The 24,323-nt window shown below is 54.0% G+C and carries 27 protein-coding genes; 4 read left to right on the top strand and 23 right to left on the bottom strand.

The annotated features are described in order from the left end of the window. From AC2FIR_RS18035 to AC2FIR_RS18005, 7 genes are all read right to left on the bottom strand, one after another. Positions 1 to 185: DUF411 domain-containing protein (locus tag AC2FIR_RS18035; protein ID WP_496762846.1), on the bottom strand; the 185-nt coding region annotated here is incomplete at its 3' end. 190 nt (positions 186 to 375) lie between these two features. After that, entirely contained in the window at positions 376 to 1,389 is a 1,014-nt protein-coding gene (locus AC2FIR_RS18030; protein ID WP_480490276.1) for a GlxA family transcriptional regulator, read from the bottom strand. Positions 1,390 to 1,830: 441 nt separating this feature from the next. Then, a complete protein-coding gene (locus AC2FIR_RS18025; RefSeq protein WP_170619945.1) occupies positions 1,831 to 2,784 on the bottom strand; it encodes an ornithine cyclodeaminase family protein in 954 nt (317 codons plus the stop codon). A gap of 143 nt (positions 2,785 to 2,927) precedes the next feature. Further along, positions 2,928 to 3,908 carry a nuclear transport factor 2 family protein gene (locus tag AC2FIR_RS18020; protein WP_170473712.1) on the bottom strand — a complete coding sequence of 327 codons (981 nt, stop codon included), beginning with the start codon at positions 3,906 to 3,908 and terminating at the stop codon, positions 2,928 to 2,930. 257 nt (positions 3,909 to 4,165) lie between these two features. Next, positions 4,166 to 4,474, bottom strand: coding sequence for a c-type cytochrome (locus AC2FIR_RS18015; RefSeq protein ID WP_496747895.1), 309 nt, complete (start codon positions 4,472 to 4,474; stop codon positions 4,166 to 4,168). Between the two features lie 3 nt (positions 4,475 to 4,477). Next, positions 4,478 to 4,705, bottom strand: a complete 228-nt coding sequence (locus tag AC2FIR_RS18010; RefSeq protein ID WP_496762849.1) for an ankyrin repeat domain-containing protein — start codon at positions 4,703 to 4,705, stop codon at positions 4,478 to 4,480. Positions 4,706 to 4,726: 21 nt separating this feature from the next. Continuing rightward, positions 4,727 to 5,014 (bottom strand): hypothetical protein, encoded by a 288-nt coding sequence (locus AC2FIR_RS18005; protein WP_480914405.1) that lies wholly within the window; start codon positions 5,012 to 5,014, stop codon positions 4,727 to 4,729. Between the two features lie 602 nt (positions 5,015 to 5,616). On the opposite strand from AC2FIR_RS18005, the gene AC2FIR_RS18000 reads away from it, so the two are divergent. Further along, entirely contained in the window at positions 5,617 to 7,143 is a 1,527-nt protein-coding gene (locus AC2FIR_RS18000) for an alpha/beta hydrolase (RefSeq protein WP_480914407.1), read from the top strand. A 372-nt stretch (positions 7,144 to 7,515) separates the two neighbouring features. Here the strand turns inward: AC2FIR_RS18000 and AC2FIR_RS17995 are convergent, their stop codons facing one another. The 7 genes from AC2FIR_RS17995 to AC2FIR_RS17965 form a co-directional block, all read right to left on the bottom strand. Continuing rightward, positions 7,516 to 8,736, bottom strand: coding sequence for an efflux RND transporter periplasmic adaptor subunit (locus tag AC2FIR_RS17995; protein WP_170613815.1), 1,221 nt, complete (start codon positions 8,734 to 8,736; stop codon positions 7,516 to 7,518). Positions 8,737 to 8,741: 5 nt separating this feature from the next. After that, on the bottom strand, positions 8,742 to 11,105 hold the full coding sequence (locus tag AC2FIR_RS17990; RefSeq protein ID WP_496762844.1) for an ABC transporter permease: 2,364 nt from the start codon (positions 11,103 to 11,105) through the stop codon (positions 8,742 to 8,744). Further along, positions 11,102 to 11,818 carry an ABC transporter ATP-binding protein gene (locus AC2FIR_RS17985; RefSeq protein WP_170613819.1) on the bottom strand — a complete coding sequence of 239 codons (717 nt, stop codon included), beginning with the start codon at positions 11,816 to 11,818 and terminating at the stop codon, positions 11,102 to 11,104. The genes AC2FIR_RS17990 and AC2FIR_RS17985 overlap by 4 nt, the downstream gene beginning before the upstream one ends. Positions 11,819 to 12,213: 395 nt before the next feature. Beyond that, positions 12,214 to 13,002 (bottom strand): DUF3299 domain-containing protein, encoded by a 789-nt coding sequence (locus tag AC2FIR_RS17980; protein ID WP_496747884.1) that lies wholly within the window; start codon positions 13,000 to 13,002, stop codon positions 12,214 to 12,216. Between the two features lie 142 nt (positions 13,003 to 13,144). Beyond that, positions 13,145 to 13,972 carry a hypothetical protein gene (locus AC2FIR_RS17975; RefSeq protein WP_496747885.1) on the bottom strand — a complete coding sequence of 276 codons (828 nt, stop codon included), beginning with the start codon at positions 13,970 to 13,972 and terminating at the stop codon, positions 13,145 to 13,147. A gap of 68 nt (positions 13,973 to 14,040) precedes the next feature. Continuing rightward, entirely contained in the window at positions 14,041 to 14,466 is a 426-nt protein-coding gene (locus tag AC2FIR_RS17970; protein WP_480914415.1) for a putative quinol monooxygenase, read from the bottom strand. A gap of 64 nt (positions 14,467 to 14,530) precedes the next feature. Next, a complete protein-coding gene (locus AC2FIR_RS17965; protein WP_496747887.1) occupies positions 14,531 to 16,273 on the bottom strand; it encodes an amidohydrolase in 1,743 nt (580 codons plus the stop codon). A 158-nt stretch (positions 16,274 to 16,431) separates the two neighbouring features. On the opposite strand from AC2FIR_RS17965, the gene AC2FIR_RS17960 reads away from it, so the two are divergent. The 3 genes from AC2FIR_RS17960 (at position 16,432) to AC2FIR_RS17950 (ending at position 18,163) form a co-directional block, all read left to right on the top strand. Further along, the gene (locus AC2FIR_RS17960) at positions 16,432 to 17,082 is read left to right on the top strand and encodes a hypothetical protein (RefSeq protein ID WP_496762842.1); all 651 of its coding nucleotides are present in this window, start codon (positions 16,432 to 16,434) and stop codon (positions 17,080 to 17,082) included. Beyond that, positions 17,022 to 17,375: a helix-turn-helix domain-containing protein gene (locus AC2FIR_RS17955; protein ID WP_496762840.1), complete on the top strand. Its 354-nt coding sequence runs from the start codon at positions 17,022 to 17,024 to the stop codon at positions 17,373 to 17,375. Before AC2FIR_RS17960 ends, AC2FIR_RS17955 begins: the two co-directional genes overlap by 61 nt. A 155-nt stretch (positions 17,376 to 17,530) precedes the next feature. After that, entirely contained in the window at positions 17,531 to 18,163 is a 633-nt protein-coding gene (locus tag AC2FIR_RS17950) for a tyrosine-type recombinase/integrase (protein ID WP_170613831.1), read from the top strand. Positions 18,164 to 18,670: 507 nt separating this feature from the next. On the opposite strand, the gene ureG is transcribed toward AC2FIR_RS17950, so the two are convergent. The 9 genes from ureG to AC2FIR_RS17905 form a co-directional block, all read right to left on the bottom strand. Continuing rightward, positions 18,671 to 19,300, bottom strand: a complete 630-nt coding sequence (gene ureG, locus AC2FIR_RS17945) for an urease accessory protein UreG (RefSeq protein WP_170613833.1) — start codon at positions 19,298 to 19,300, stop codon at positions 18,671 to 18,673. Further along, positions 19,297 to 19,950, bottom strand: coding sequence for an urease accessory protein UreF (locus AC2FIR_RS17940; RefSeq protein WP_496747889.1), 654 nt, complete (start codon positions 19,948 to 19,950; stop codon positions 19,297 to 19,299). The genes ureG and AC2FIR_RS17940 overlap by 4 nt, the downstream gene beginning before the upstream one ends. After that, positions 19,934 to 20,386: an urease accessory protein UreE gene (ureE, locus tag AC2FIR_RS17935; protein WP_170682698.1), complete on the bottom strand. Its 453-nt coding sequence runs from the start codon at positions 20,384 to 20,386 to the stop codon at positions 19,934 to 19,936. Before ureE ends, AC2FIR_RS17940 begins: the two co-directional genes overlap by 17 nt. A 28-nt stretch (positions 20,387 to 20,414) precedes the next feature. Continuing rightward, a complete protein-coding gene (locus AC2FIR_RS17930) occupies positions 20,415 to 20,639 on the bottom strand; it encodes a DUF1127 domain-containing protein (protein ID WP_170613839.1) in 225 nt (74 codons plus the stop codon). A gap of 120 nt (positions 20,640 to 20,759) precedes the next feature. After that, positions 20,760 to 22,520 (bottom strand): urease subunit alpha, encoded by a 1,761-nt coding sequence (ureC, locus tag AC2FIR_RS17925; protein WP_496747890.1) that lies wholly within the window; start codon positions 22,518 to 22,520, stop codon positions 20,760 to 20,762. Then, a complete protein-coding gene (locus AC2FIR_RS17920) occupies positions 22,495 to 22,827 on the bottom strand; it encodes an urease subunit beta (RefSeq protein ID WP_496747891.1) in 333 nt (110 codons plus the stop codon). The genes ureC and AC2FIR_RS17920 overlap by 26 nt, the downstream gene beginning before the upstream one ends. Beyond that, entirely contained in the window at positions 22,824 to 22,985 is a 162-nt protein-coding gene (locus tag AC2FIR_RS17915; protein ID WP_496747892.1) for a hypothetical protein, read from the bottom strand. Before AC2FIR_RS17915 ends, AC2FIR_RS17920 begins: the two co-directional genes overlap by 4 nt. Positions 22,986 to 23,003: 18 nt before the next feature. Continuing rightward, the gene (locus AC2FIR_RS17910) at positions 23,004 to 23,306 is read right to left on the bottom strand and encodes an urease subunit gamma (RefSeq protein WP_496747893.1); all 303 of its coding nucleotides are present in this window, start codon (positions 23,304 to 23,306) and stop codon (positions 23,004 to 23,006) included. Between the two features lies 1 nt (position 23,307). Then, a complete protein-coding gene (locus AC2FIR_RS17905; RefSeq protein WP_496747894.1) occupies positions 23,308 to 24,075 on the bottom strand; it encodes an urease accessory protein UreD in 768 nt (255 codons plus the stop codon). Between the last annotated feature and the right edge of the window lie 248 nt (positions 24,076 to 24,323).

Raw genomic sequence — 24,323 nt, 5'->3', positions numbered from 1 at the left:
CCCATTGGCATGCCTGGAACTGTCAGGCCGAGGCCTTCAGGATGTTCGGCCAAAAGTCGATTTATGTCTTCTGCCGGAACATGACCTTCGACAAAAAAGTCCCCAACAATTGCAGTGTGGCAACTGGAAAGCACATCTGAGATTTTCATTTGTTCTTTAAGCGACCACAGCTGCTCCTGCCCCAAGTCTAGCGTATCGGCGCGAAATCCCGCGGAAATCAGGTGATCTACCCACGCGGAACAACAGCCGCAGGTTGGCGTCTTGTAGACTTTGATGAGTGGGGCTTGTTGTCCGGTAGTCACCGATGTGTAAGGCAGTGAAAGGCGACACCGAGCCCTATGCGGTCAATAGTATGCCAATCTTGAACACCGTCCATCAGGAGTAGCTAGAAAACCGAGACAGACCGAACATTTTGCGATGTTCGCTAGGTGTCATTCCTGTCTTTCTCTTGAACAATCTCCTAAACGAAGGCGCGTCGGCATAGCCGACTGCTTCTCCAACCTCCGCGACGGGGCAGGCGGTAGTTTCAAGCAACTGTCGGGCCTCTTCAATTCGCAGCGCCAAAACGTAATCTTGCGGTGACTTGCTCGTGGCTTGGCGGAAGCGTCGTGCAAACGTAGTTGGCGGCAACCCGGAACGTTTAGCCATTTCTGCGACTGGGTTGTCGATGACGTAATTGTCGGAAATCCACAACTGAGCCCGTGAGATAATGGCGTCAGCATGAGGTGCCGTAGTGATCATTGAACTAAATGGTGACTGAAGTTCTCCGCGGTTGGCCATAAGCCAAACTTTTGCTGCCCGCACCGCCCTTTGCGTGCCGCCGTAATGCGCGATCAGGAACGTAGCGAGTTCCTGCCATCCGGTTGTCCCACCCGACGTTACGGGTCCGCGAGACGCATCAGCAAAGCAAAGGCCGCGGTCGATGCGAAGCCGTACATTCGGATAAAACCTCCGAAAAAGGCCTTCCCAAGCCCAATGTGTGGTCGCTTCAACCCCATCCAAAATACCTATTTCCGCCAAATAGACCGCCCCTGTACAGGCTGACACTATGCGTGTCTTGGCCAAGTCGCGCTTGGCAAGCCACCCCAAGCAAGGATGTTGTTTGGGGTCGAGCCGGTCGTGGGGAGAAAGTGTCAGTCCAGGTACGACCACAATATCAGCGTCGTCTGCGTTGTTAAATGTCTGGTCTGGAGCGATCCATACGCCACTTCCGCAACGAAATCCCTTGGTGTCTGGGCCAACGAGGCTAACGTCAAACACCGGCACTGGCTCCTCGCCGCTCACCAGATGTTCCCAGTCCCGCCCTGCGGCCACCAAAGTGTCATACAGGCCAAACACGCTGGAGGCGCTGGTTTCTGGGGTGGCAATGATCTGAACCGAAAATGGCATAGGCAAAATTCCCAAAATGGTGAATTTACCCCTTTTTTAGCTGTTCCACCACTCACGCCCAACGAAAAATGTCGCGCAATCTTCAAAGGCACGCAGCCCTCTGGAGGTATTAGTGAAGATGAACGCAGTTTGGGATTTATTTTTCGACACTAAAATGCTGATTTTTCCGAAGAGATCCGCCTCAGTAGGACTCAGCCCAACAGACGACCAAGAAAGAGGAACCGGCAACTACAAAGTTACAGAAGAGATGTGGAATTCGGTGATCTATATTGGACCAGGCTGTTCACTGGTGAGAGACCGTTAGTTTGAGCAATTTCGATGTCCGCTTTTCCGCATCTCGGAAACTGCAAAGACTAGTTTTGGATGTCCGCTATGGGCTGCGAGCGTTCAATCATGCTCATCGCAGAAAATGGCAGCGCTGAGCCGAAAGCCTAAAGATTCCTACTTTTGCCGAGCTCGTACCTCGGCGGCCCGACGAACTGCGAGTACCGCTGTTGCGTAATCTCCCAAAGAAATCCCTCTGAAAGCGAATGCAGCCGGTTTCTCGCTTAAAGTGGTATCGACTGCTCCCGAGACAATTTCCGTCAAGTCCCCTGTTACTCGCTGATATGGCAGCATTGGTTTGTCGCTTTCAGATTCCTGTTTTCGGTCGTCAACAATAACAGTTTTGAAAGCGGTCATACCCCCTGGAAGCCACGGAATGCAGGCATCTGTAATGGCGGCGAAGGCAGTCGGCTTTAGCCATCGGGCATCCAGAAAAGGTTCGATGGAATAGTCCAAAGTTATTGATGTCACTACCAGATCGGCATCACGCAAGGCGTCCTTGGCACTGGTGGCTGTTTGGGCGTCGAGGTCCATGTCCCGAGCCCGACGACAAAGCTTGTCGACATTCGCTTTGCCACGTCCGAACACACGAATGCTTTTCAAGGGGAAAACCTCGGAAAACGCAACCAAATGGGAGTGAGCTTGCACGCCGGCCCCAACAAAAGCCACTGTCTCAGCATTTGGATCAGCAAGTCGACGCGCGGCGACGACTGACAGTGCCGCTGTTCTAACAGCCGTTACCCAATTTGCCCCTAAGACTGCCCGGAGAACCCCGGTTTGCCCGTCCATTACCATGATAGCGCCGTTAATTGCAGGGAGCCCCTTTGCCGGATTGTTCGGACACACCGTTACCTGTTTGGTCACGATGAACCCATCATCTCCTACTGCCAAGGTCGACATTGCGTACCGTCCATCCCCGGGCAAAATGGCTATCTTGGGGGACGTATGAAGCTGCTTACTTGCCTTGGCTATCAGCGCAGATTCAATCGCGTCGGCAACTTCCGAAGGTTGGATACCTAAACCTTCCAAGTCTTTGTCAGAAAGATAAGTTATTTTGCTTTCAGAAGTCATGTTGGCGCCGCTCCGCTTTACAACCCGGCTTCCCGATTAGGCTATTAAGTTGCGTGTTAACATAAGCTTTGGGTGTCTAGATTGGGACTTCACTCGAGTACATTATTCGTTGCATTGGGATTTCTGTTTTCATGCTTACGGTCTCAAGTTGTCTCAAGCCAGTTGAGTTTGAAAATTGTATGCTCTCCTTCGAGACCTTTAAGCGGAACAGTCATTTGCTCGGCAAATTGAAACTCCTGTGATCCGCCCACCATGATCCGTGTGGCATCCGAGACGCGAATGTCACTTGGTGCTGCCAGGGCGGCTATACGTGCTGCTTTGTTGACAACAGTCCCGAAGTGATCAGCATCAGAAGTTATCACTTCGCCGGTATGCAAGCCGATGCGAACCCGCAACTTTGGCTCGTTTGTTTCCGCCGCGTTCGCCTGTTGAATATTTTGAGCTGCCAGCAATGCTGCCCTTGCGGAAGCAAAAGACGACATCACCCCGTCTCCCAGTGATTTCACCGTACGTCCACCACTCCCGACGATCTGCGTTTCGACAAGTCGCAGATGTCTTCCGAGGGCGTCGCTCCAAAGCGTATCACCTATAGCCTCAGCGATTTTTGTGCTGTCCGCGATATCGGTGAACATGATGGTCGCTATACCACTTTGGCCGAGTTCATGGGGTGTGGAGAGGGCGGCATCAAGCAGTTCCTCAAAGCCTCTGGCCTCATACCCAAATCCCTCTACGTTGTTGACCGGTAGGGAATTGTGAACGTGCACAATCTTCCAGGATCCTTTGTCGAGTTTCAGAATGACCGTAGAACGTAGGTGCGCGATCTGTCCTGTTTCAATACCCTCAATGCTTGCTTCCCATTCGACCCAACCGAGTGATCCGCATTCAAATCCTCTCAGGTCTTTTGGGTGCCACTTGAACCGTGGAACCTCACCGATGTATTGCTCCATACCGCGACGCAGCGCATCGCCTTTCCAAGCCTCGCCGTGTGCTGAGCCAAAGTATGACAGGGCAGCGTCATCAGAAAAAAGATGTGCCACCGTCTCTCCATCGCCCCGACCGTAGGCGTTGATCCATCGTGCCACTATAGCGGCGAGTTCCGAAGAGGGGCTGATCGTATCTCTCATGCCAAAACCGTCGCGTTGACGGCCAGAAAACTACTTCGAAAAACATGACCTTCGCACGTCCAGTTCCTTTTGAAGCGTGTCATGGCATAACCTTTTCCCGAGATCTCCATTTCTGAGGTCCTGTCAGTGTAGGCCAAGCCGGAGCGGCTATAAAGACATAGTCAGCTTTGTCCGCAAAGCAGACGCCCAACGAGCTCTTTCTGATGGCTGCTTCTTACCTCACCAACGCGTATCCTACGCTCAATTTCGATTGGTTGTTAAGGCAATGCGACCGGGTTTTCATCGAGTGTCCGGAGGTAAGAAATCAAGTCTGCGCGATCCTGATCAAACCAAACTCCATCTAAGTCCATCTTTGTTCCCGGAATGTATTCTCGTGGACGCCCAAGAAGCGAGTTGAGATTGTCGTAGTCCCAGACACCTGAAGTCGCTGAGAAAGCCGTCGAGTACTCGTAGCCATCGTACGAGCCAATGGTGCGCCCGAGAACTCCCCAAAGTGGCGGACCTTCATTGGCTTGAAATTGCCCATGGTTCTCCAAGCTGTGACAGGCTTTGCAGGCACCTGCCAGAGTTTATCCTCGGCCCCTATCGGCATTACCAATCAAGTGCTTCACACTAGGGATACTGGCACTTGTAGGTACGCCAGCATCCAATAGCATGGTCACGATTTCGTCGTGCCCACGCAACGAGGCGAAATGCAGTGCTGTCCCAAGCCAAGGATCCACGACAGTTGGATCAGCGCCGGCTTCCAAAAGCAATCGAACAACTTCTGTGTGTCCGTTGCTTGACGCAGCATGGATTGGGTATGCAAAAGTTTTTTCTTACTCCGCATTGGGAAGAGAGTAGTTTGGGTCGGCCCCAGCCTCCAACAGGGCCGCGACCACGTCGGTACGACCGAACCGAGATGCGACTACGAGTGGTGACGAACCTTCAAAACGAGCGCCTGTGGTGCTCGGCAGATCCACCGGCACTCCTTTTTCGATTTCTGACATAACTTTTGCGACATCGCCTTTTCGAGCCATCAAGTGGATCATTTCAGCGGAACCTGTCGACATGGTGGCGCATAGCGCAGCCACGCCCGCGAGGAACGTTTTCCAAGTTCTGTTCATTGCGGCATCCCCCCGGTTGTGGGAGCCTTAATACCACAACTAGTCGTCAATTTCATTTCTTGCAAAGAGTGGCCGCTTTGTCCGCATGTGAGACGTAGAACAGGGTCGCAGCGAATGTCCGGATTGGATTTCAGCGGATTTGTTTGATTTGAACGTCCGCTTTCGGGAAATCGCACTGCAACGCCGCGACTCGTTCCACGTTTTGGTGGGCTCGCGACCGCCAAATTCGCCGCATTGGCAAGAGGCGGCTTAGTCCGCAACGCGGTCATTGATTGGCTGCATAGCGAACGACCGCTCCGAGCCAAAGCGGACATGTCCGTTCCACATATTATGTGCGTCCTCAGGGAGAGGGACCGCAAAAGCTTCGGTGCTTGCGATACCCCGGAACTCACACAATAAACATGGCCCATCGCGCTGCGTTTCACTAAGCTGGCTGAGTTGTCCTGGATCGTGGAGGAACGATTGTGTGGTGGATAAGACCACTGATTGCCGGAGTATCCCTACCGTGCCTGCTTTTAGGTCTTCTGTTCTTTGCAGCCTCGCTGACCCCCTCCCTCATTCCACGCGAGCCAATGGTTCAGGGATTATTAGGCGGGATCTTGGTGGCGCTTGGCTATCTTCTGGGACGTGTGCTCGAACTGATTTGGCAGGCCGCCGATCTGCCTCGCATGCGCGGACGTCTAGCGCTTGTTGGCAACATTGTCTTTGCAGCTCTTGTTGCCGGACTTTCAATATGGACGCTGACTTTCAGCTTTGAATGGCAGAATGAGTTACGCGCAAAAATGGGGATGGAGCTTGCAGATGCAAAGCACCTGGCGCAGATCCTCTTGGCAGGGACCGGAACCTTTGCGCTTTTTTTTCTGATCGGCGCGTTCGTGGCGGCCCTGTTCCGATGGGTCAGGGACCGCTTCTATCGCTTCATGCCGCCGCGCCGAGCCAATGTTCTGGGCGTTGTGACGGTCGCCCTGCTGCTCTTCGTCGTCACCCGCGACGGCATTTTCGACCGGGTGGTCACGGGCCTGGATGAAAGCTTCGAGGCCGCTCAGATGCTTTTTGATATCGCGCCTGACCTGCCCGAAAGACCGGATCAGGCTGGTTCCGAAGCGTCTCTGATTGACTGGGCGGCGATGGGTCAACCTGGTCGAGATTTCGTCCTGGATGGACCGGATGCCGAAGCGATTTCCGCCTTCACAGGCAAACCCGCGCAGGACCCTATTCGGGTTTATGTCGGCCGGGCAAACGGCGAGTCACCGCAAGAGCGGGCCGAACTGGCACTTGCCGAGCTAAAACGGCTGAGGGCTTTTGATCGGGAAGTTCTGATCGTTACTAGCCCCACAGGAACCGGTTGGATGGACCCGGGTTCTCACGATCCGGTGGAATACATGCACAATGGCGATATCGCGACGGTTAGCGCCCAGTATTCCTACCTACAATCGCCTCTGGCACTGGTTCTAGAAACCCGGACCGGACTCGATCAGGCGACCGCGCTTCTCGACGTGGTGCACTCCTATTGGCGGACGCTGCCAAAGGATCGCCGCCCAAGATTTTACGTGCATGGTCTGAGCCTTGGTGCCTGGTCGTCGATGTACGCCACCAACCTCTTCCGCCTTGCCGACGACCCGATCGATGGAGCCTTCTGGGCCGGCCCGCCGTTTCCGTCACGGTTCTGGCAGCAAGCGCAAAACGCGCGCGATCCTGGCAGTCCATGGGTGCTCCCCATCATTGGGAACGGATCGTTCGTCCGATTTGCGTCTCACTTCTCGGATGCCTCTCAAGCCATCGCTGACTGGGGGGAGATGCGGATCGTATTCCTGCAGTATTCCAGCGATCCGATCGTTTTCTACGATCCGAGTTCCCTTTGGCGGGCACCGCCCTGGATGAACGAACCTCCAGCCGAAGATGTTTCAAAGCAACTCGTCTTCATCCCGGTAGTCACGCAGTTTCAGTTGGCCCTCGATATGGCGTTATCTTTTGGTACGCCACCAGGACATGGACACGCCTATTTTGCGCAGGATTACATCTCGCCCTGGGTCGAGGTCACGGCCCCTGCGGACTGGACTGCTACAGACACCAAACGGCTGAAAGCGCATTGCGATATCGGGTACCAGCTTGGATGCCGGAACCGGTGAACCAGTGTCGACGTTCCTTAATCTGTCTTGCGAGCTCGGCACACGCCGTCGATAGAAGTTGAGAGATTATTCCACATTCCTGAGAAGCGGCGTGCAAGGCGAACGACCGCTATGCGGACAAACCAACCGTTCGACAACAAACTCCCAATCTTTGGATTTGCGCGTCATTCATAGAGCGCTCAACACCTCCAGACCCCTTGTGGACAGGAGACAATCTGAGCCATTCACTGCTTACCACAAGAAACGCCCAACTCAAACTTTCTTCATGCCAAGGCAGTAGATTCCCAATAATGTTCAAAGACCTGTGAACCTCAATTTGGTGACATGATCATCGTCTTTACATAAGCTGAGTGGGTTGGGTTAGTGACATGTCTACCGTTTTGTGATCCGCGTTCCGTCAACCAATCCTGAAGATGGGTAGAGAACAATTAAATCATCCGCGTTCAAACCACTGGCGACGCTGGCGTGCACGCCATTGGTCGCGGCGACTTCGATTGGTTGTTCGAAGATTTTTCCATCCTCGACCAGAAACACAAACAAGCCTTGCTGCGCCCGGAACATTGCACTAGCAGGAATAATCAACGCTTCCGGATCTTCCTGAATGACGATCCGTACTTCTACCCGGTACCCGTGGCCCAATCGGCCGGTGGATACATCGGGTGTTTCCATTGAAATCACAACGTTTACGCGCTGTTCCTCGACCCCCAAGGCCGAGAACTTTGTAAATCCAAGTGGATCGATGCGCTCTACCGCTCCGTTAATCGGCTTCCCCCCGCCCCATTCGTCAATAATAACACGATCGCCCACGGACACCTGAACAGCGTCAGAAGACAAAAGTTCGGCAACAACCTCAAGGTCTCCGTCGATGTCGCCGATTTCCAGGATGGGAGCCCCCGCAGGCAGCGTAATTTCGTTTTGCTGTATCACTTGCAGAACCCGCCCAGTTGCAGGCGCCAGCAGCGGGATCACTTCGTCCGAGTGTGATGTAAGTGCCGATGCAATGCCACGGTCATCAAATCCGATCAGCTGAGCACGCGCATTCGCCAGTTCTGCGGTTCGAACCGAAATAGCAGCCTCGGCACTGTCGACTACGGCCTGGGCGACTCGGCCTTCGCGCTCGGCGCGGGCCAACGCCGCCTCACTGATGCGGCCGTTCTTCATCAGCGACTCCGCGCGTTCCAGATCTTCTTCCGCCAGCGCCAGATCTGCGACCGCTTTGTTTAGATCGGCGCGGGCCACGCGGAGAGCAGCTTCTGCAGCAGTGACCGCCGCGCGGGCCTGTTCGCGCGTCCGTACATCAAGCATGGAGGGATTGGTGGGCAACATGCGTGCGATGACCGTTTGATCCGCAACAACCGGATCACCCGGCTCCACACCAACGCGGAGCAGTCGTCCGGCAACTGGTGTCGCCACAACATATGAATCGTGCACACGCGTGCGCCCCTCTTCATCAACCGTGACGATTAGGTCCCCAACTTCAACCTGAGCCAGATCCACCGCCACCGCTCGAGGCCAGAACGCTACAAGCAACACGATCGCAATTATCACAATGGTGACAATCGAAAGCACCCACCGTGATTTTTTTTGCGCCATCAGGACTACTCCTTAATTTTCAACGCTTCGACCAGGTCAACCCGGTCCACATCTCGCTTTACAATCCACCCAGAAACTATTGAAGCAGCCAGAACCACCAGCACCGCAGTGCCATACCCGCTGGGATTAAACACGCTTGGGACCTGATAAATGTCGGTGCTAAAACCTGCCGATATCGCAAACGACAAAAAGTAGCCCATGAGTGCTCCGAGAGGCAAAGCAACGAGTACGACAACCGCCAACTCCCCCAAAAGCACATAAGATGCTTCGCCCTTCGTGAACCCGATGACGCGCAGGCTTGCCAGATCACGCATGCTTTCAGAAAATGAAATGCGCGCGGTGTTATAGATGATCCCAAAGGTGATCACAGCCGCGATGAGCGCCATCAAATAACGGGTGGACCCTGCGCCTTCGTTCATGATCTTTTGCATCGCTTGCTCCGCATCACGCTTGACCGAGATCCCGGCCACCCGCGGCAGTTCTGCAAAGTAAAGCTGCAAGGCCTCAAGCCGATCGGATTCCGCCGACAGGTAGACTGCCGAGACACGCCCCGGTTCTTTGAGTATGCGGTTAAGCCCGTCTAGGGACATATACGCAGGAGATCCAAGCAAAGTTTCCGCCACACCTGTAACTTGTACAGTCAATTTCGGACGCCGCCCCTCCAGCACGTCAATTTCAATGGTATTTCCGATTTCCGCACTCAAAACTTTTGCCAAAGCAGTCGAAAGCACAATGCCATTCGTGTGAAGTTCTACCGGTTCCAAGTCTGACTTCAAAGCGCGGTTCAGACGCGCGTCTTGTTGCAGCCCGTTTACCGCACCACGATACTGGCGCAGTCCATGCCGAAACAACACAGGCACCACACGAACGGGCTCAACGGTATGAACGCCGTCGAGCGATGCAAGCTCATACTGAACCGTATCGGACAGCGGATGTGTAAAACTGACCATGGCATCACTGCGGTCAATGACGGAAAACGTCATATCAATGGTCTTGTCGAAGCCGGCCAGAATGCTAACCATACCAACAGACAGTGCCATCCCGCAGGCAATCCCGACAATCGCGCCGAGGATACGGCCGGGTTGCCTCACAATGCGACGCATCACCATTCGGGTTGGCTGGTCCAAAAGCCTTTTTATGCGCGGACCGAAGGCCCCAGTCCTGCTATAATCTACCGGCGCGGGAGGTCGCATAGCGATCGCGGGTGTCAGACTGAATACCGATCTCAGAACGAGAATTGCGCCTGCGGATGCCGCCAAGACACTGACTGAGACTCCAAGAGCAAAGGCACCTGCACTGATCTGGAAAACGAGGAACGGAAACTTGTAGTACGTCTGGTAAACACCCGACAAGAGGCGCCCCAACAGAATCCCAAGCGCCCCGCCGAAAACGGCACCGCACAATGCGATCACCAAAACAAGCTTGAAATAGTGAACACCTATTTCAAGGCTGGTGTACCCGAAGGCTTTTAGTATTCCTATTTGTTCTCGTTCGGATTGGATCATTCGGGCAATCACGATATTGAGCAGGAACGCCGCGATAGCCAGAAAGATCGGCGGCACCACCCCTACTGTTGCGCGAAGACCAGCGATTTCTTCTGTCACGAACCTGTTGGACGCTTGATCTTCCAAACCGTAAGCGCCCAAACCTCCATATTTGTCGAGTAGGCGGTTTGCCCCGGCGATCACCTCCTGCGTATTGGCATTTCTTGAGAGCAAGAGCAGCGCTTCGTTGAAAGCCCCCTTCATGTCGAAGGCTGCTGCCATGGCATCCTCCAACATCCACAAAACGGCAAAGCGTGTGTCGTCCGGCACAATTTCTCCCGGAGCAGCGATGTAGATGAACTCCGGGCTTTGCGCCAATCCGACAACAACAAAGGTTCTTCGAGCGCCGTTCATCGTCGCAGACAGACTATCACCAGGTGCCAGACCAACGGCGTCGGCAAAGCTCTGCAATAGCAAGACTTCGTCATTGCGCCCGACACGGGGCGCGCGACCGCTTGTAAGCATGTAGTTGTTGATGAGCGGACGAGCATCCCGCGGTATTGAAAGTGCCGTGGCGCGCACGGGTCTGCCAGCCTCTTCCAGCGTAATCAGAGCCCCGCCAGTCACCCGCCCTTCAACCGCCGTAACGCCGGGCAGATTGGCCAAATGCTGAAGCACCGTTTGCGGCGCGCGCGCGGCTGGAGCAAAGACATCCGCAAGGCGGTAGCGTTCGTAATACGTACTGCGTGTCTCGGAAAGCGTACCAACCAAACCGGTCATCATCACGAGGGTCATTACACCCAATGCGATAACACTGGCTATCGCGACGGCTTGCCCTTTCAAGCGGCGCAAAGTCCGAACTATTTTCTTGTCAAGCGGACTCACCAGTTGATCTCGTCAGGTGTGAGCTTTTCGGAATTGGCCTGAACATCTTGGATCATGCCGTCTGCAAACTTTATTACCCGGTCAGCCATATCTGCTGTTGCAGCCGCATGTGTTACAATGAGAACAGTGGTGTTCAGTCGTTCATTGACGTCTTTCAGCACCCGAAGCACGGCCCGACCTGTCTGGCTGTCGAGCGCTCCGGTCGGCTCGTCGCAGAACAAAACAGTGGGTGTTTTCGCAATGGCACGCGCGATGGCTACGCGTTGCTGCTCACCCCCTGAAAGCTGCGCTGGAAAGTGATCTTTCCTTGCGTCCAGCCCGACAAGGTCCAGTGCGTCCGCGGGTCGCATCGGGTTCTGTGCAATTTCGGTGACCAATTCCACATTCTCTTCGGCTGTAAGGCTGGGCATGAGATTGTAGAACTGAAACACGAACCCGACATGATGGCGCCGGTATAGCGTCAAGTCGCGATCCGAAAGGCTTGTCAGCTCTGTACCTCCAAACCACGCTTGCCCGCCCGATGCGCGATCGAGGCCTCCGAGTATATTTAGTAAAGTGGACTTCCCGCTGCCTGATGCACCGAGCAGTACGACCATCTCACCTTTCGGGATTTCAAGGTCGACGCCCCGCAGAGCGTGGACGGCGGCTTCCCCTTCCCCGTACACCTTGGATAGAGCTTCCGTACGAAAGGTATAACCAGGCAGGTGTTTCATGACGACACACTGTAATAGCGGGGGCGGCGGGTCAACACATTGGCAAATACGGCAACTTGTCCTTTGGTCCATGCTTTCTATTTATGTCGAACGCAAAATGCCGGGCCTTAACCCAACTTTATCTTTGAGCTGTGCTATGCATCGCCCGTTGGCGACTGGGATTGATAGTACGCATTGGGACTCAGAGCAGTCTTTCGCTGCAGCGGGAACCAATGACAGCAACGCGGACAAAGCCGCCGTTCTTAACTCTGAACACATTGGCTGCACTCTGCGCTGATGTGAGCCTTTGTTACGCCGTCTAGCGCGTCCTGAGTGTATTGCCATCCAAATAGGCGAAACGAATGAAGCGCGACATTAACTCTCGGCTTTTTGGCGGATGAGCTTCTTCGAAATCACTAGGTGAATGCTTCAACAATATGCGCGTTGAGTTCATAAATGGATTCCACGTTTGTAGCGCCGTCGTAGAATGTAACGTCGCTGACTCGGCGTTCAGCTAGCAGTTCGCCTTCGATCCAATATGCATCGAAAATCGACTTGAACTCGATGCCCTTAGGGTAATCTACATGAATGATCTGGTTCGGTGGCGGCGAAGGTGTATGAACGCAAGAACCTGCAACCGGAACAAACAGGAATTCGGTTACAATTGCTCCATCGATTGTCAGTGGTACTATGTAACCGGGTAGCCTGATTGTCTTGCCCAGTTTTTCTAAATTTGGACCGCGCCCGATGGAGTTGTTTTGCGCAATGATTTTTCGGCGCTCTAGCATGAGATTTTCTACGTCGACATCATGGGCGGACAGAATACCATTGGCCGCCTTATACTCTTGAATTAGATCCGGATCAGTGCGCTCACTGGCACTGGATGTTCGCCAACGAACTTGCGTTCGCATAGCGTTCAACAACGGATCTGGCAGTGTTTCAAATGGGGTTTCCAGAGACTTTAGGGTTGTTTTCAAATCACGCCAGCTAACCGCAACATGCTCCTGAATAGGATCATCTAGCGCTGTGGAGCTTGCGGCAATGGCCAAATCAAGCATGCGCTCAGACATGTCAAAATGCTTTGCCCATGAAGGAGAAGTTTGGGCAGCAGGTTTTTGCGGGACTTGGACAATCTCTGCCTGAGCAGCTTGAATGTATGCGAACGCAAAAACAGAAATTATCAGAGCAATCAGGTTACTTGTCATTTCAGAGCTCCAGTTCTCACTCCAAGTCGCGACGGGTCAAATTTTTCGGCCAAGTTTTAATTTGCAAGGGATCTTTCACTCTCGTGTTTTTTGCTCCCAGTCGTTGAAAGCAGTCTCTTGAATCATTCTTCCAAAGCGCCGGTCAAAAAAAGAACGACAGACCCAGTTTCAGTTGTCTTTCCGGCCCGCCGTCAGGTCTGCGCTCTAAAGTGTAATATCCGACACTGACATCCATAGCGGTGCCCTTAGTCTCATTGATGATCGACGTCTTACCGGCGGTCAAACCCAGTGGAATTGCCCATGCTTCGTCATTGCTTGCGGCATTCCAGTTGTACGAAAGGAGGTTGTTGTACCCAACGTACCAGCCCTCTCCCAAACCGTAGTTCAGAATGGGTTGCAGGATGGTTACGTTGAAATCGTTCTCACCCCACATATGAGCGATGACGCCACCCCATGACAGATCACCGGTTTGCCCAAACATGACAAAGGCAGGGCCAGCGCCCCAACCGGCACCTTGCAAGGCGTCATTCGTGTGCGTTGGCAGGGAAACTTGCAGGCCATAGCCAAGCGCGATTCCGCTTTCTCCCGGCGTAGGTGAATAAAATGCCTGTACAGTTGAATCACCGATGCCCCAGGTCAGATCATTTTCTGTCGAGGGATCGACAATTCCGGGTGGCAATACGGCTCCGGGCTGGACACCTTGGATCGGCACAATGCCCCGAAGCACCAATGTGGCGTCTGTCAGTGGAACAGAATAGACGGGCTGTAGCTGAAAGTTGTAGCTTTCTTCATCATTCGTCCCGGTCCTGAAGGCGATTGTATTATCCGTGATTAGTGCTTTTGTGTCCGCAAGCGGGTTCGCAGCCTTCCGCGCTGCCTGACAAGCCGCGTCACAAGCATGGGCTTCATTGGCTTGAACACCGATCAACCCGGCGAAGAGCAGTGCATTAGTGTAAAGAAGGCTTTTCATATTTTGCTATAGTGCTCCGTTTTGAATTGTCGTTAGGCTGTCCTAATACATTCGTCGCAATCGCGGAATTATTCGGATATCCTTCGCGCTGCCGCTGCAATTGGTTGGCCAATCTCTGCCCCAATGCCTCGGAACAGTTCCTGATGGTCATCCGTAAGCCGCGATAGGGTGACAATCTTCTCGAACTGCGCCAACTCAACCAACTGCGGAATGAAGGGCTCTATCAACGCTTCGTGCCGGGCGTGGGCAGCCGCATCCATGTAACGTTCATAGCCATAAACCGTTTCGCCAACTCGGGCGAATTCGTAAACTAAAAGCCCGTCATCGGAGGTCGATGCCTCAACCATGTCTCTGGCCAATGTATCAAAAGCCTGTGCGTTTTCAGCCGGAACGCTCAGTATGGCGATAAATGCGACTTCCTCCGCGTGCGCATACGCCGGCGCAAAAAGGGATGTCGCTATCAAAGCGGCTTTGCAACAGATCAGTCGTTTCAATTCTGGTTTCCTTCCTGAAGCGGCGAGGGGCATTGTGTGCCCCCAGCGGAAACGGCCTCTGAAGTCAAATACCGTCCCGATGCGTGAAGCGCCCATCCATAAGCGTGCCCAACACCCTTATGTCCGAGATTTCACGCGGTTCGACTGCAGTTATGTCCTGATCGAGAACAACAAGGTCGGCATATTTTCCCACTTCGATGGAGCCTATTTTGTCCTCCATCGCTTGCTGCGCGGCAGGATAGATCGTGACTGCTTTCAAAGACTCTTCCAATGAGGCCGGTTTGCGGGACAACGGGAACGGCTTGCTGTCCGGATTCAGTGGGTCCTGCAAAGTCATCGCAATCTCAACATTGAGGAGCGGACCAATCAGATCAATCGGCGAGGATGGCACGTCCGAAGATATCGATACGTTGTGCCCTAAGGCCATCAGCGAGGAATAGCGGGCAAAAATCGCCTCGACCTTTGCACGACCCAACAAGTCCAATGCGTTAACATCCTGGTTTTCCCAATCAACGTGGAAAATAGGCGTCGTATTTACCATGATGCCATTCTCAATGACTGTTTCATGGTCCTGATCGGACACCCAGAAATAATGGTGTAGCAGGTTGTTGGGAACGTTATAACCAGCGCCCCGCGCGGTCATGATCGCGTCCACCGTGTTGCGTACTGTTTGTGATCCATCGACGTGAGTGCCCACCGGAAGCCCGTTCTGATTGGCATGTAGATAGACCGAAGTTATCATTGGGCCTTCAATGGCAGCCGCACCGCGCGTCGCGGACCCGTCCGCGTAGTCGTCCAGCATCCAGGCGGTTTTTGAACTCCAGTTCCCTTCCGGATGGATCTTAATGCCCCAGATGCGCAGCATGTCGCTGTCGTACTGCTCGCGCAACTCTAGTGTGTGTTCCACGATTTCGTCAGCAGTGGCAGTTGGGTCCTTGAAACCCGTCGCAACAAAAGTGCGGATCGTCAGTTCTCCATTCTTTTCCAGTTCGTGTAGATGGGCCAGTGCGAGTTTCTCGTCATCTTTCACAAGCGACAGATCGGTAACTGTCGGCATAGCCATCAAAGGCACGTGCACTGCTGTGATTCCGGTTTTGGCAGCCTGATCGTAGAGGTTTTTCTGGATATCAGGAATTTCACCTGCTGGGTCCCAAGCCCCCGCATTTCTAAATGCCGCAGCCCACTGGAACTCAATTCCGATTCCGGTCTGGTTGCCTTCCGCGTCACGCTGCCAGAACATAACGCCCGGCACCTGATCCTCTTCATCAGGGCTGACTTGACCCACTTCAAAGGCCTTGGAGTTCATCCAAACGTCATGAATTGTGAAGTCGAGGATAAAGGCCGGACGGTCAGAAACCACCGAATCCAGATCTTCTTTTGTGGGCCACCCGCCATAAGCTACCTGATTGAACCCATAGCCGAGGATCAACTCTTCGTCGGGGTTTGCATCGGCATATTCCTTGATGGCCGCCAAGGCCTCCTCAAGCGTTTCAATTCCAAACAAACTTACACCGCGCGACGTCCAACCCGAGGCAACGATGTGATCGTGGCCTGACACAAAGCCCGGCAGCAGGGTATCCCCGCCCAAGTCCAAAACTTCGGTGTTTTCGCCAACCAGCGCCTCTGCCCCCGCGACATCGCCAACATAGCTTATCTGGTTACCCGTGACCGCAACGGCCTGCGCGGTCGGCGCATCGTCGTTCATGGTAAGAACAGAGGCATTGGTAAAGACCAGATCGGCGGCCTGCGCACAGAGAGACGTTGATGATACCAATAGCGCAGCAATGGAAAGTGATAGCTTCTTCATGAGGCACTCCGAGGACATTGACAGGTTTTCTGTGTTCGAGATCGATAGTGTAACCTGAGTTTGTGACTGGCTATCCGAATCGTGCAAACTATTATGAATAATTGAATTTCATTATGGTGCGGTTAGAGCCGGACGCGAATTAAGTTGACTGAGGCGCAATGTTCTTTTCCAAAAAAATACGTTCAGTGGAAAATCTGCCCTATTACAATGACGTTCAATACGAAGCGCTACTGCTATCTCCCCAAGGACCAAAGCTGAATTGGCGCAGTGCCCAATACAATGGTTTTGGCGTTCACTCTGAAGAAGTTTATTCGCGTATACGTTATCAAGAGGTTCAACATAGCGGTACGGTCTTCTACGGTCTGTTCCTGCCAAATGGTGATCCGGTCCGATTTCAGGGAATCTTGTATGAGGATCCGTTTTTAGTGTGTTGGCAGGGACAAAAGCAGACAGAATATGACTACGTTGCTGAATCTGGCACCCAGATTTACATGCTGGAAGTCCCACGACACCAAGTTGAAAAGCGGGGGTGGTCAACATTTGAAGCCCCAATCCGCCTGTCCAAATCTGGCCGTCTGAATGCTTATGTCCAGACCATTGAAATGTGCCTTTGCCACAAACAAAGTGGCAGGGGCATGCCAAAGGCTTGCATGTTGAATGGCATATTCGAAAGCCTCGAAAAATTGGCAGGAGATTTATTTTACTGTGCTGAACCACAAATGGCTGAAGAGAAGGCGAGCCATAGTCAATGGAAGATCGTTTTGGCGGCAGAAGAGTTTTTTCAGAAAACCCGGCTGGCACGAAACTAACGGTTCAAGAACTGTGTCGCGAACTCGGGGTATCCAGGCGGACACTCTTTCTGGCCTTTGAAAAACAGCTTGGTGTTGGCCCAAGCAAGTTCCAATCGATCGTCCAACTGCATCGACTAAGGTCGCTTCTGCAGGAAAGCACCTATGAGAAAGGTGTCGTTTCGAAGCTCATCGGCGAGGCAGGTTTTAGTCACCTAGGCCGGACATCAGTTGCCTACCGCCAATTCTTCGGCGAAACCCCTATAGAAACCGCGACCCGACCAAAAATTGGTTCAGGTGCAGGAGCTTCTTAAGACGAAAGTCCACTTTGGGCTCCCTTCGGTCACACGCTGCGCTGCTCACGAACGTTGGATATGCTGATGAAACCTGCCATTTGGCTCCTTGATAGATTCAGTTGGTCGACACGGTGTCGGTGCATGGAGAGGGAAGGAAGGATGGAGGACAATTGATGTCCATTTTTCAACTTCCTGCCATCACACCGAAACGCCCGCCGTGGAATAAAGGTCGCCTTATAGGCCAAAAACGCCCGCTTCTCGCGAAGCAGGTCTGGGCCATCCGCGTCCGGCTTGAACTCTCAGACAATCTCAGGGACTTGGCACTCTTCAATCTTGCGATCGATAGCAAGCTGCGAGGCTGCGATCTGGTTCGCTTGAACGTAGCCGATCTTGTTGCTGGTGATCGTGTCCGCGAACGCGTGACAGTTGTCCTGAGCAAAACAAAGCGGCCAGCCCAATTCGAGGTTTCGGAAAACACCCGCCAGTCCATCTGGACCTGGGTATGTCGCCCGGAGATGCTTGGACGCAATTTCCTTTTCCCAAGCCGCTTCCACGAAAGGCCGCATATATCGACGCGACAGTACGCGCGTTTGGTCCGCGATTGGGTGTCGGCGATTGGTTTGGAGCCAAGCGATTACGGCACGCATTCACTAAGACGCACCCAAGCGGCACTGATCTACCGGAAAGCAGGCAGTCTACGCGCGGTGCAGCTCTTGCTTGGCCACACCAAGATCGACAGCACAGTTCGATATCTTGGCGTTGAACTGGAAGACGCGCTGAGTATCGCAGAAAAGATCGACGTGTGAAGATTGGGCGGGCGGCAAGAGTCGCCCGCTTTTCGTGACTGGCAATTGTCGCATCAGTGCTGACCTTCCACTGGACTTCCGAGCCGAGACGAGCGCCACCGTCGTTGATTGAGTTGAATTTCTCGCCCGGATCGCCGGGGCTCAGGTCAGTAGCTGGGTTGTCATCATTGCCATGTGAATGCTTGCGGGAAGTAAGCAGTCACTCTAGAATATTTCGGCGAACGTCCTCTTCGAGAGCGAAAAGCGGGCGTCGCAATTTCGCGCCGTGCGTGCCCCTCAGCGGAGAAATATCGGAGGGTGAAACTCGCAGAGCGCGCAAAAAACCGGCCTCGAAAAATGGCTTGGTTGTGTGTAGTTGTATGGCTGAGCTTATTGCTCTTCCTGTACAGACAACAGCTAGGTGAAGAAAAAAGATAACGTCCAGACGAACGAGGAAATGAAAGACTGTACTTTCGGCCTCTCCAATCGACTTCAGGTGCCGACAATTTGGCATTTTCGTTCTGGGTGCTAATTCGCTTCTGAAATTGTTAACCCACCCCGCTTCACCAAGAGGTCAACAATTGCGGCAACCCCTTTTTTGTGACGAAGGGACGAAAACAAAAAAGGCCGTCCTTTGCGCATTCTGGCTGCGTCTCTTTCCATGACCTCCAGTGAAGCGCCAACATGCGGCGCCAGATCCGTTTTGTTTATGACCAGGATGTCGGATTTTGTTATGGCCGGTCCGCCCTTTCGTGGGATTTCCTCACCAGCGGCGACGTCAATCACATAGATTGTGAGGTCCGCGAGCTCCGGGCTGAAAGTAGCCGACAGGTTGTCGCCGCCGCTTTCGATAAGAACAATATCGAGATCGGGATGGCGTTCCTGCATTTCAGCGACCGCTGCTAGGTTGATCGATGCATCCTCGCGGATCGCTGTATGTGGACAACCGCCGGTTTCGACGCCGATAATTCTATCTTGGGGAAGAATTTGCATACGCATCAATGCTTCAGCGTCCTCCTGAGTATAAATGTCATTGGTGATGACACTCACCGAACAGACGTCGCGCAGAGCTTCAGATAAGGCAGCAGTCAAAGTGGTCTTTCCGGCTCCAACCGGACCACCGATGCCAACGCGAAGAGGGCCGTTCATATTGTTCATGTACGGAATATCCTTGAATACTGTGTTTCGTGTTTCATCGACGCTATGTCCGTCAGGAACGCAGTCGAACTCAGTTCTTCTAAGCCTGCCATTTGCGCTTTTTCGGCGATATGAGCGCATAGCGGTGTCAAATTACGTATCAGTCTCTGAGAATCGGTTTGGCCCAGCGGCACTAGGCGCGTTGCGCAGGCGACCAAGTTGCTTGCAAATGCTTGTAAATACATCTTTGTCGCCAGTAACATGGGGAGGCCCTGCAGACGTGCGGCGTGGCCTACTGAAACTGGGTAAGCATATTGTTGGATATCTAGTTCCCAGACGTCTCCTGTGACCGTTCCGAATGCTTGTCCCAGCAATTCGGTTTCCATTTTTCTTTCAAATGACGCGCAGATGGCCCGCGCTTTGGCATCGACACTGATAAGTTCATCTTTATCCTGAGCGTTGTATGCGGACACTACGAACAGAGCGTCATTCCATCCAGATCCATGTTCCAGCGCATGTGAAACCCAGGCTTGGGTATCTTGTGAACTGGAGACAGCTCCCTCGTCAATTGCAGCTTCCAGCCCATGAGAATAGGCAAAGCCCCCTACGGGATATGCCGGAGACAACCACTGGGTTAGCGTAAGGATATCAGCGTCAGTGGGCGTGGCCATGAGTCCTGCCGTGGCCATAGGCCCCACCTTCGGGGGTGAACGGTTCGTGAACCTCCCGAACCGAGGCTCCGATTTTCAGAAGCATGTCTCGGATCACATGATCGACCTGAATCAGAAGCCGATCCTTTTCGATTTGGCAGGGCGTGTGGCGATTGCCGATATGCCAAGCAATGCGCGTCAGGTCCGGGGCTTTAACCTCCAGCAACGCTTCGGGTGCAGCCTGTATTTCCACTTCGCGACCGTCATCCAGAACCAAAGCGCCACCGTGGTTCAACGAAGTCGTTTGTGCCAGATCGATGAGAATCTGTTCGCCACTTTCGCAGGTCAAAACCTTGCGCCGCAAAAAGCGGTCGTCATAGGTTAATGACAGACAATCTGCTGGATCGCCATGCGTGTGATCCGAATACTTACGTGCAATACAGAGCAGGGCGGTCATACCGTCGCCTCCTCTGCAGGGGGAATGGTCAGAGCCAGATTGAGTCCGAAAATACCCGATGCACGATCCGTTCGCGCGCCAGGCCGCGCTTTTTCAACTCTTCGTCGCTCAGTGATTGCAGGAATTCGACTTGCCGGACGCGTGATTGAGCTTCGGCCACGCTGATCAGGGCCGAGTAGATTGACGATCCGATGGATGCGATCAAATTTGGCAGCGAAAAGCGTGCGTGTGTTTGTGCTGTTGAGTGTGCCATTTGGACCCTCGTAAATGTTGGTCCTCCCATTGGATTTAATATTTGTCATAGTGGCCTCATTTAGAAGAGCGTGTTTGGTCATTTCAGCCTTGCGCGGGCCGCAACTCAGCACATTTTTGATCAGAACAAAAAGTATCGTTGCGCCATTGGCAGGACTTCGGCGGGTTGGCAGGTCAGCAACTCGCCATCCGCCCGGACTTCGTAGGTTTCCGGATCAACTTCGACTTGCGGCGTCGCGTTGTTCAGCAGAAGATCCTGCTTGCCGATCTCACGCGTGTTTTGGACGGCGACGGTCTGTTTTGCCAATCCCAGTGCATCACCGATCCCGTCCGCATAGGCGGCTTGCGAGACAAATGTGATCGCCGAGTTTTCTACCGACCGACCATATGCGCCAAACATGGGGCGGCTATAGACAGGCTGCGGAGTGGGGATAGACGCGTTGGGATCGCCCATCTGCGCACACGCAATCGTGCCGCCCAGCAGAACCATCTCGGGCTTCACTCCGAAAAAGGCAGGGTTCCATAGGACTAAGTCGGCGCGCTTGCCTTCTTCGATGCTACCAATCTCATGGCTGAGGCCGTGGGCAATGGCTGGGTTGATGGTGTATTTCGCGATGTAGCGGCGGACGCGAAAGTTGTCGTTCTCACCGGTTTCTTCGGGTAGACGACCGCGCTGTTTCTTCATCTTATCGGCGGTTTGCCAAGTGCGGATCAATACCTCTCCGACCCGACCCATGGCCTGGCTGTCAGACGCGATGATCGAGAACGCGCCCATGTCGTGCAGGATATCTTCGGCTGCGATGGTCTCGCGCCGGATGCGGCTTTCGGCAAAGGCCACGTCCTCGGGGATGGACTTGTCGAGGTGATGACAGACCATCAGCATGTCCAAATGCTCTTCGACCGTATTCACTGTGAAGGGCCGCGTGGGATTGGTCGAGGACGGCAGAACGTAGTTCTCGCCGCAGATCTTGATGATGTCCGGGGCGTGTCCACCGCCTGCGCCTTCAGTGTGGAAGGCGTGAATCGTGCGACCTTTTATGGCCGCCAAGGTGTTTTCCACAAAGCCTGATTCATTCAGCGTGTCAGTGTGGATCATCACCTGCACGTCCATTGCATCGGCTGTCGACAGGCAGCAGTCGATGGCGGCGGGGGTTGTTCCCCAGTCTTCGTGCAGTTTCAGGGCACACGCTCCGGCTTTGACCTGTTCCTCCAGTCCAGCGGGTAGAGAGGCATTGCCCTTACCTGCAAAGGCTAGATTCATTGGAAACGCATCAGCGGCCTGCAACATCCGCCCGATATGCCAGGGGCCGGGGGTGCATGTGGTCGCCAGCGTACCATGCGCAGGCCCTGTGCCGCCGCCCAGCATTGTGGTCAGGCCGGAATGCAGCGCGTCTTCGATCTGTTGTGGGCAGATGAAATGGATGTGGCTATCGAACCCGCCTGCGGTCAGAATGCGACCTTCGCCCGCAATGATCTCGGTGCCAGGACCGATGATGATGTCGACGCCGGGCTGCGTGTCGGGATTTCCGGCTTTGCCGACCTTGGCGATACGCCCGTCTCTCAGCCCCACATCCGCTTTGTAAATCCCGGAATGATCAACGATCAATGCGTTGGTAATCACCGTATCCACCGCCCCTTCGGCGCGTGTGACCTGAGATTGCCCCATACCATCACGAATGACTTTGCCGCCACCAAACTTGACCTCTTCGCCATAGACGTCTTCGTGGTGGCCGGATTCGCTGAAACGCGCAGCCGTTGCGCGCTCTATGATCAGGTCTTTCTCGACCTCGATAATCAGATCGGTATCTGCCAATCGTACTTTGTCGCCGACCGTTGGGCCGAACATGGAGGCATAGTCACTCCGGCTGATCTTGCCCGGCATCTTTCAGAGCCCCCATGATGTGCATATTGAAACCGTAGATGTGGCGGCGCCCTTCATAAGGCACCAGAATAACCTCGCGCGCCTGACCCGGCTCAAATCGCACGGCAGTTCCTGCCGGGATGTCCAATCGCATTCCCAAGGCCGCATAGCGATCAAAACCCAAGGCGGAGTTCGCTTCGGCGAAGTGGTAATGGCTGCCCACCTGCACGGGTCGATCACCGGTATTGGCGACAACAACAAGACGACTGCTGCGTCCTGCGTTGAGCGTCAGTGAACCCTCGGCGGGTATGATTTCACCGGGTATCATTTTGGCAGTTTCATTATCACAGTGACAGCGATTACCGCGATCAATGCCAGCCCAGCTGCGAGCAGGGCATAATCACTGCCATGGGTGTGAACATGGGTGTCCGAATGGGCCATGGCAGGGCCAGCCAGAATAAGGGCGGGAAACAGCATGCGATACATGGGGAACTCCTCTGATGTTTAGCGAATAGGGTTATGGACAGTCACAAGCTTGGTGCCATCCGGGAAGGTGGCTTCGACCTGCACCTCGTGGATCATCTCGGGCACGCCTTCCATGCATTGGTCGCGGGTGATCACTTCAGCCCCGGCCTGCATCATATCGGCGACCGAACGTCCATCGCGCGCGCCCTCGACCACGGCGTCGGTGATCAGGGCGATAGCCTCGGGGTGGTTCAGCTTTATGCCGCGGTCCAGCCGTTTACGGGCGACCTCGGCGGCCATCGCGACCAGCAGTTTGTCTTTTTCACGAGGGGTCAGGTTCATCTCAGAGAATCCAGCAACGGGGTAATGTGTCTTTGTTCAGCCTGCGCAGAACCGGGACCAGAGTGCGGCGAAGGGCCAAGCTGTCGTGGGCTAGAACACGGATAGCCAGCAGGTCATTTTGGATTAGTGTTGCACCTGCGTCGTCGGGCAGCATTCCGCGAATAGAATCCAAATGACCTTCGGCAGCCTCCGATGCAAAGACGATCAGTGCCATCGCCCCTGCGCCGTTTGCAATATGCGGCTTGGATAGGTGAGAGTGCCAATTACCGGAGAACCGCATTGCATCCAGAAACACCAGCTTTCCTTCGTGTCGTATCTCGATCCGATCGCTTAAGCGGATATCGGTCAACGTCTCGCCCATGGCGGCGCGCCCAAAGACCAGCGGCTCTACCATCAAAACCTCGGCACCCGGTTGCTTGTCGATCTTCAGGCGTCGTTCCAAAGCACTGCCGTTGAACAAAATGCTCTCTTGCGGCAACCAATTCAGGCGGGCTCCTGCTTCAACCGTCAGATGATTGATAACCTGGGCACGTTCTTCAGGTTGGGCCTTGTAGGCACGCTCGCAGGCTTGTGTCGTCAGTGTCAGCGCGGTGCCTTCCGCTGCCTTGCCTGAAAACCGGAATGAATCGCCGCCTGTCACACCACCTGCAGTGTTCAGAAGAACCGCATCAAGATCAGGCGTCGGGGTTCTGGGAAACAGGCATTTCAATGACCCGGACTGGCGCAACTTGTCTAGCACGGTCCTTTGGCCCAATTTCTTGGTGCTCAAGTAGACGGTGCCTGCAGCACGGGGCGGCAGCGCACTGTACGTCGGCAATATGGCAGCAGCTTGGGTAATCGGGCACCTTTAAAGCGTCGTTTTGGTGCCACTTGTTTCTATATTGTAGGGTCGGAACGCTAATCTGCAGCGTCTCAAACTGCCTATTTCCATATCGTGTGGCTAAATATTAGACAGAGACGTCAGTCCTAGATGAAAAAACAGGCACACCTTGCCGACTTTCTAATTTGGGTCAAAGG

The sequence above is a fragment of the Ruegeria sp. CDSB136 genome (assembly GCF_059610965.1).
The sequence above is the reverse complement of the archived record's forward strand: the minus strand, read 5'-3'. Positions and strand labels throughout refer to the sequence as shown.

Coding starts and splice junctions, on each gene's coding strand:
- AC2FIR_RS17920 (WP_496747891.1), bottom strand. CDS start 22,827: ATGATACCCGGTGAAATCATACCCGCCGAGGGTTCACTGACGCTCAAC.
- AC2FIR_RS17950 (WP_170613831.1), top strand. CDS start 17,531: ATGTCCATTTTTCAACTTCCTGCCATCACACCGAAACGCCCGCCGTGG.
- AC2FIR_RS18020 (WP_170473712.1), bottom strand. CDS start 3,908: ATGAGAGATACGATCAGCCCCTCTTCGGAACTCGCCGCTATAGTGGCA.
- AC2FIR_RS17960 (WP_496762842.1), top strand. CDS start 16,432: ATGTTCTTTTCCAAAAAAATACGTTCAGTGGAAAATCTGCCCTATTAC.
- AC2FIR_RS17940 (WP_496747889.1), bottom strand. CDS start 19,950: ATGGCCACGCCCACTGACGCTGATATCCTTACGCTAACCCAGTGGTTG.
- AC2FIR_RS17995 (WP_170613815.1), bottom strand. CDS start 8,736: ATGGCGCAAAAAAAATCACGGTGGGTGCTTTCGATTGTCACCATTGTG.
- ureE (WP_170682698.1), bottom strand. CDS start 20,386: ATGACCGCCCTGCTCTGTATTGCACGTAAGTATTCGGATCACACGCAT.
- AC2FIR_RS18030 (WP_480490276.1), bottom strand. CDS start 1,389: ATGCCATTTTCGGTTCAGATCATTGCCACCCCAGAAACCAGCGCCTCC.
- AC2FIR_RS17975 (WP_496747885.1), bottom strand. CDS start 13,972: ATGAAAAGCCTTCTTTACACTAATGCACTGCTCTTCGCCGGGTTGATC.
- AC2FIR_RS17955 (WP_496762840.1), top strand. CDS start 17,022: ATGGAAGATCGTTTTGGCGGCAGAAGAGTTTTTTCAGAAAACCCGGCT.
- ureC (WP_496747890.1), bottom strand. CDS start 22,520: ATGCCGGGCAAGATCAGCCGGAGTGACTATGCCTCCATGTTCGGCCCA.
- AC2FIR_RS17910 (WP_496747893.1), bottom strand. CDS start 23,306: ATGAACCTGACCCCTCGTGAAAAAGACAAACTGCTGGTCGCGATGGCC.
- AC2FIR_RS17980 (WP_496747884.1), bottom strand. CDS start 13,002: ATGACAAGTAACCTGATTGCTCTGATAATTTCTGTTTTTGCGTTCGCA.
- AC2FIR_RS17915 (WP_496747892.1), bottom strand. CDS start 22,985: ATGTATCGCATGCTGTTTCCCGCCCTTATTCTGGCTGGCCCTGCCATG.
- ureG (WP_170613833.1), bottom strand. CDS start 19,300: ATGAACAATATGAACGGCCCTCTTCGCGTTGGCATCGGTGGTCCGGTT.
- AC2FIR_RS17985 (WP_170613819.1), bottom strand. CDS start 11,818: ATGAAACACCTGCCTGGTTATACCTTTCGTACGGAAGCTCTATCCAAG.
- AC2FIR_RS17930 (WP_170613839.1), bottom strand. CDS start 20,639: ATGGCACACTCAACAGCACAAACACACGCACGCTTTTCGCTGCCAAAT.
- AC2FIR_RS18005 (WP_480914405.1), bottom strand. CDS start 5,014: ATGAACAGAACTTGGAAAACGTTCCTCGCGGGCGTGGCTGCGCTATGC.
- AC2FIR_RS18025 (WP_170619945.1), bottom strand. CDS start 2,784: ATGACTTCTGAAAGCAAAATAACTTATCTTTCTGACAAAGACTTGGAA.
- AC2FIR_RS17965 (WP_496747887.1), bottom strand. CDS start 16,273: ATGAAGAAGCTATCACTTTCCATTGCTGCGCTATTGGTATCATCAACG.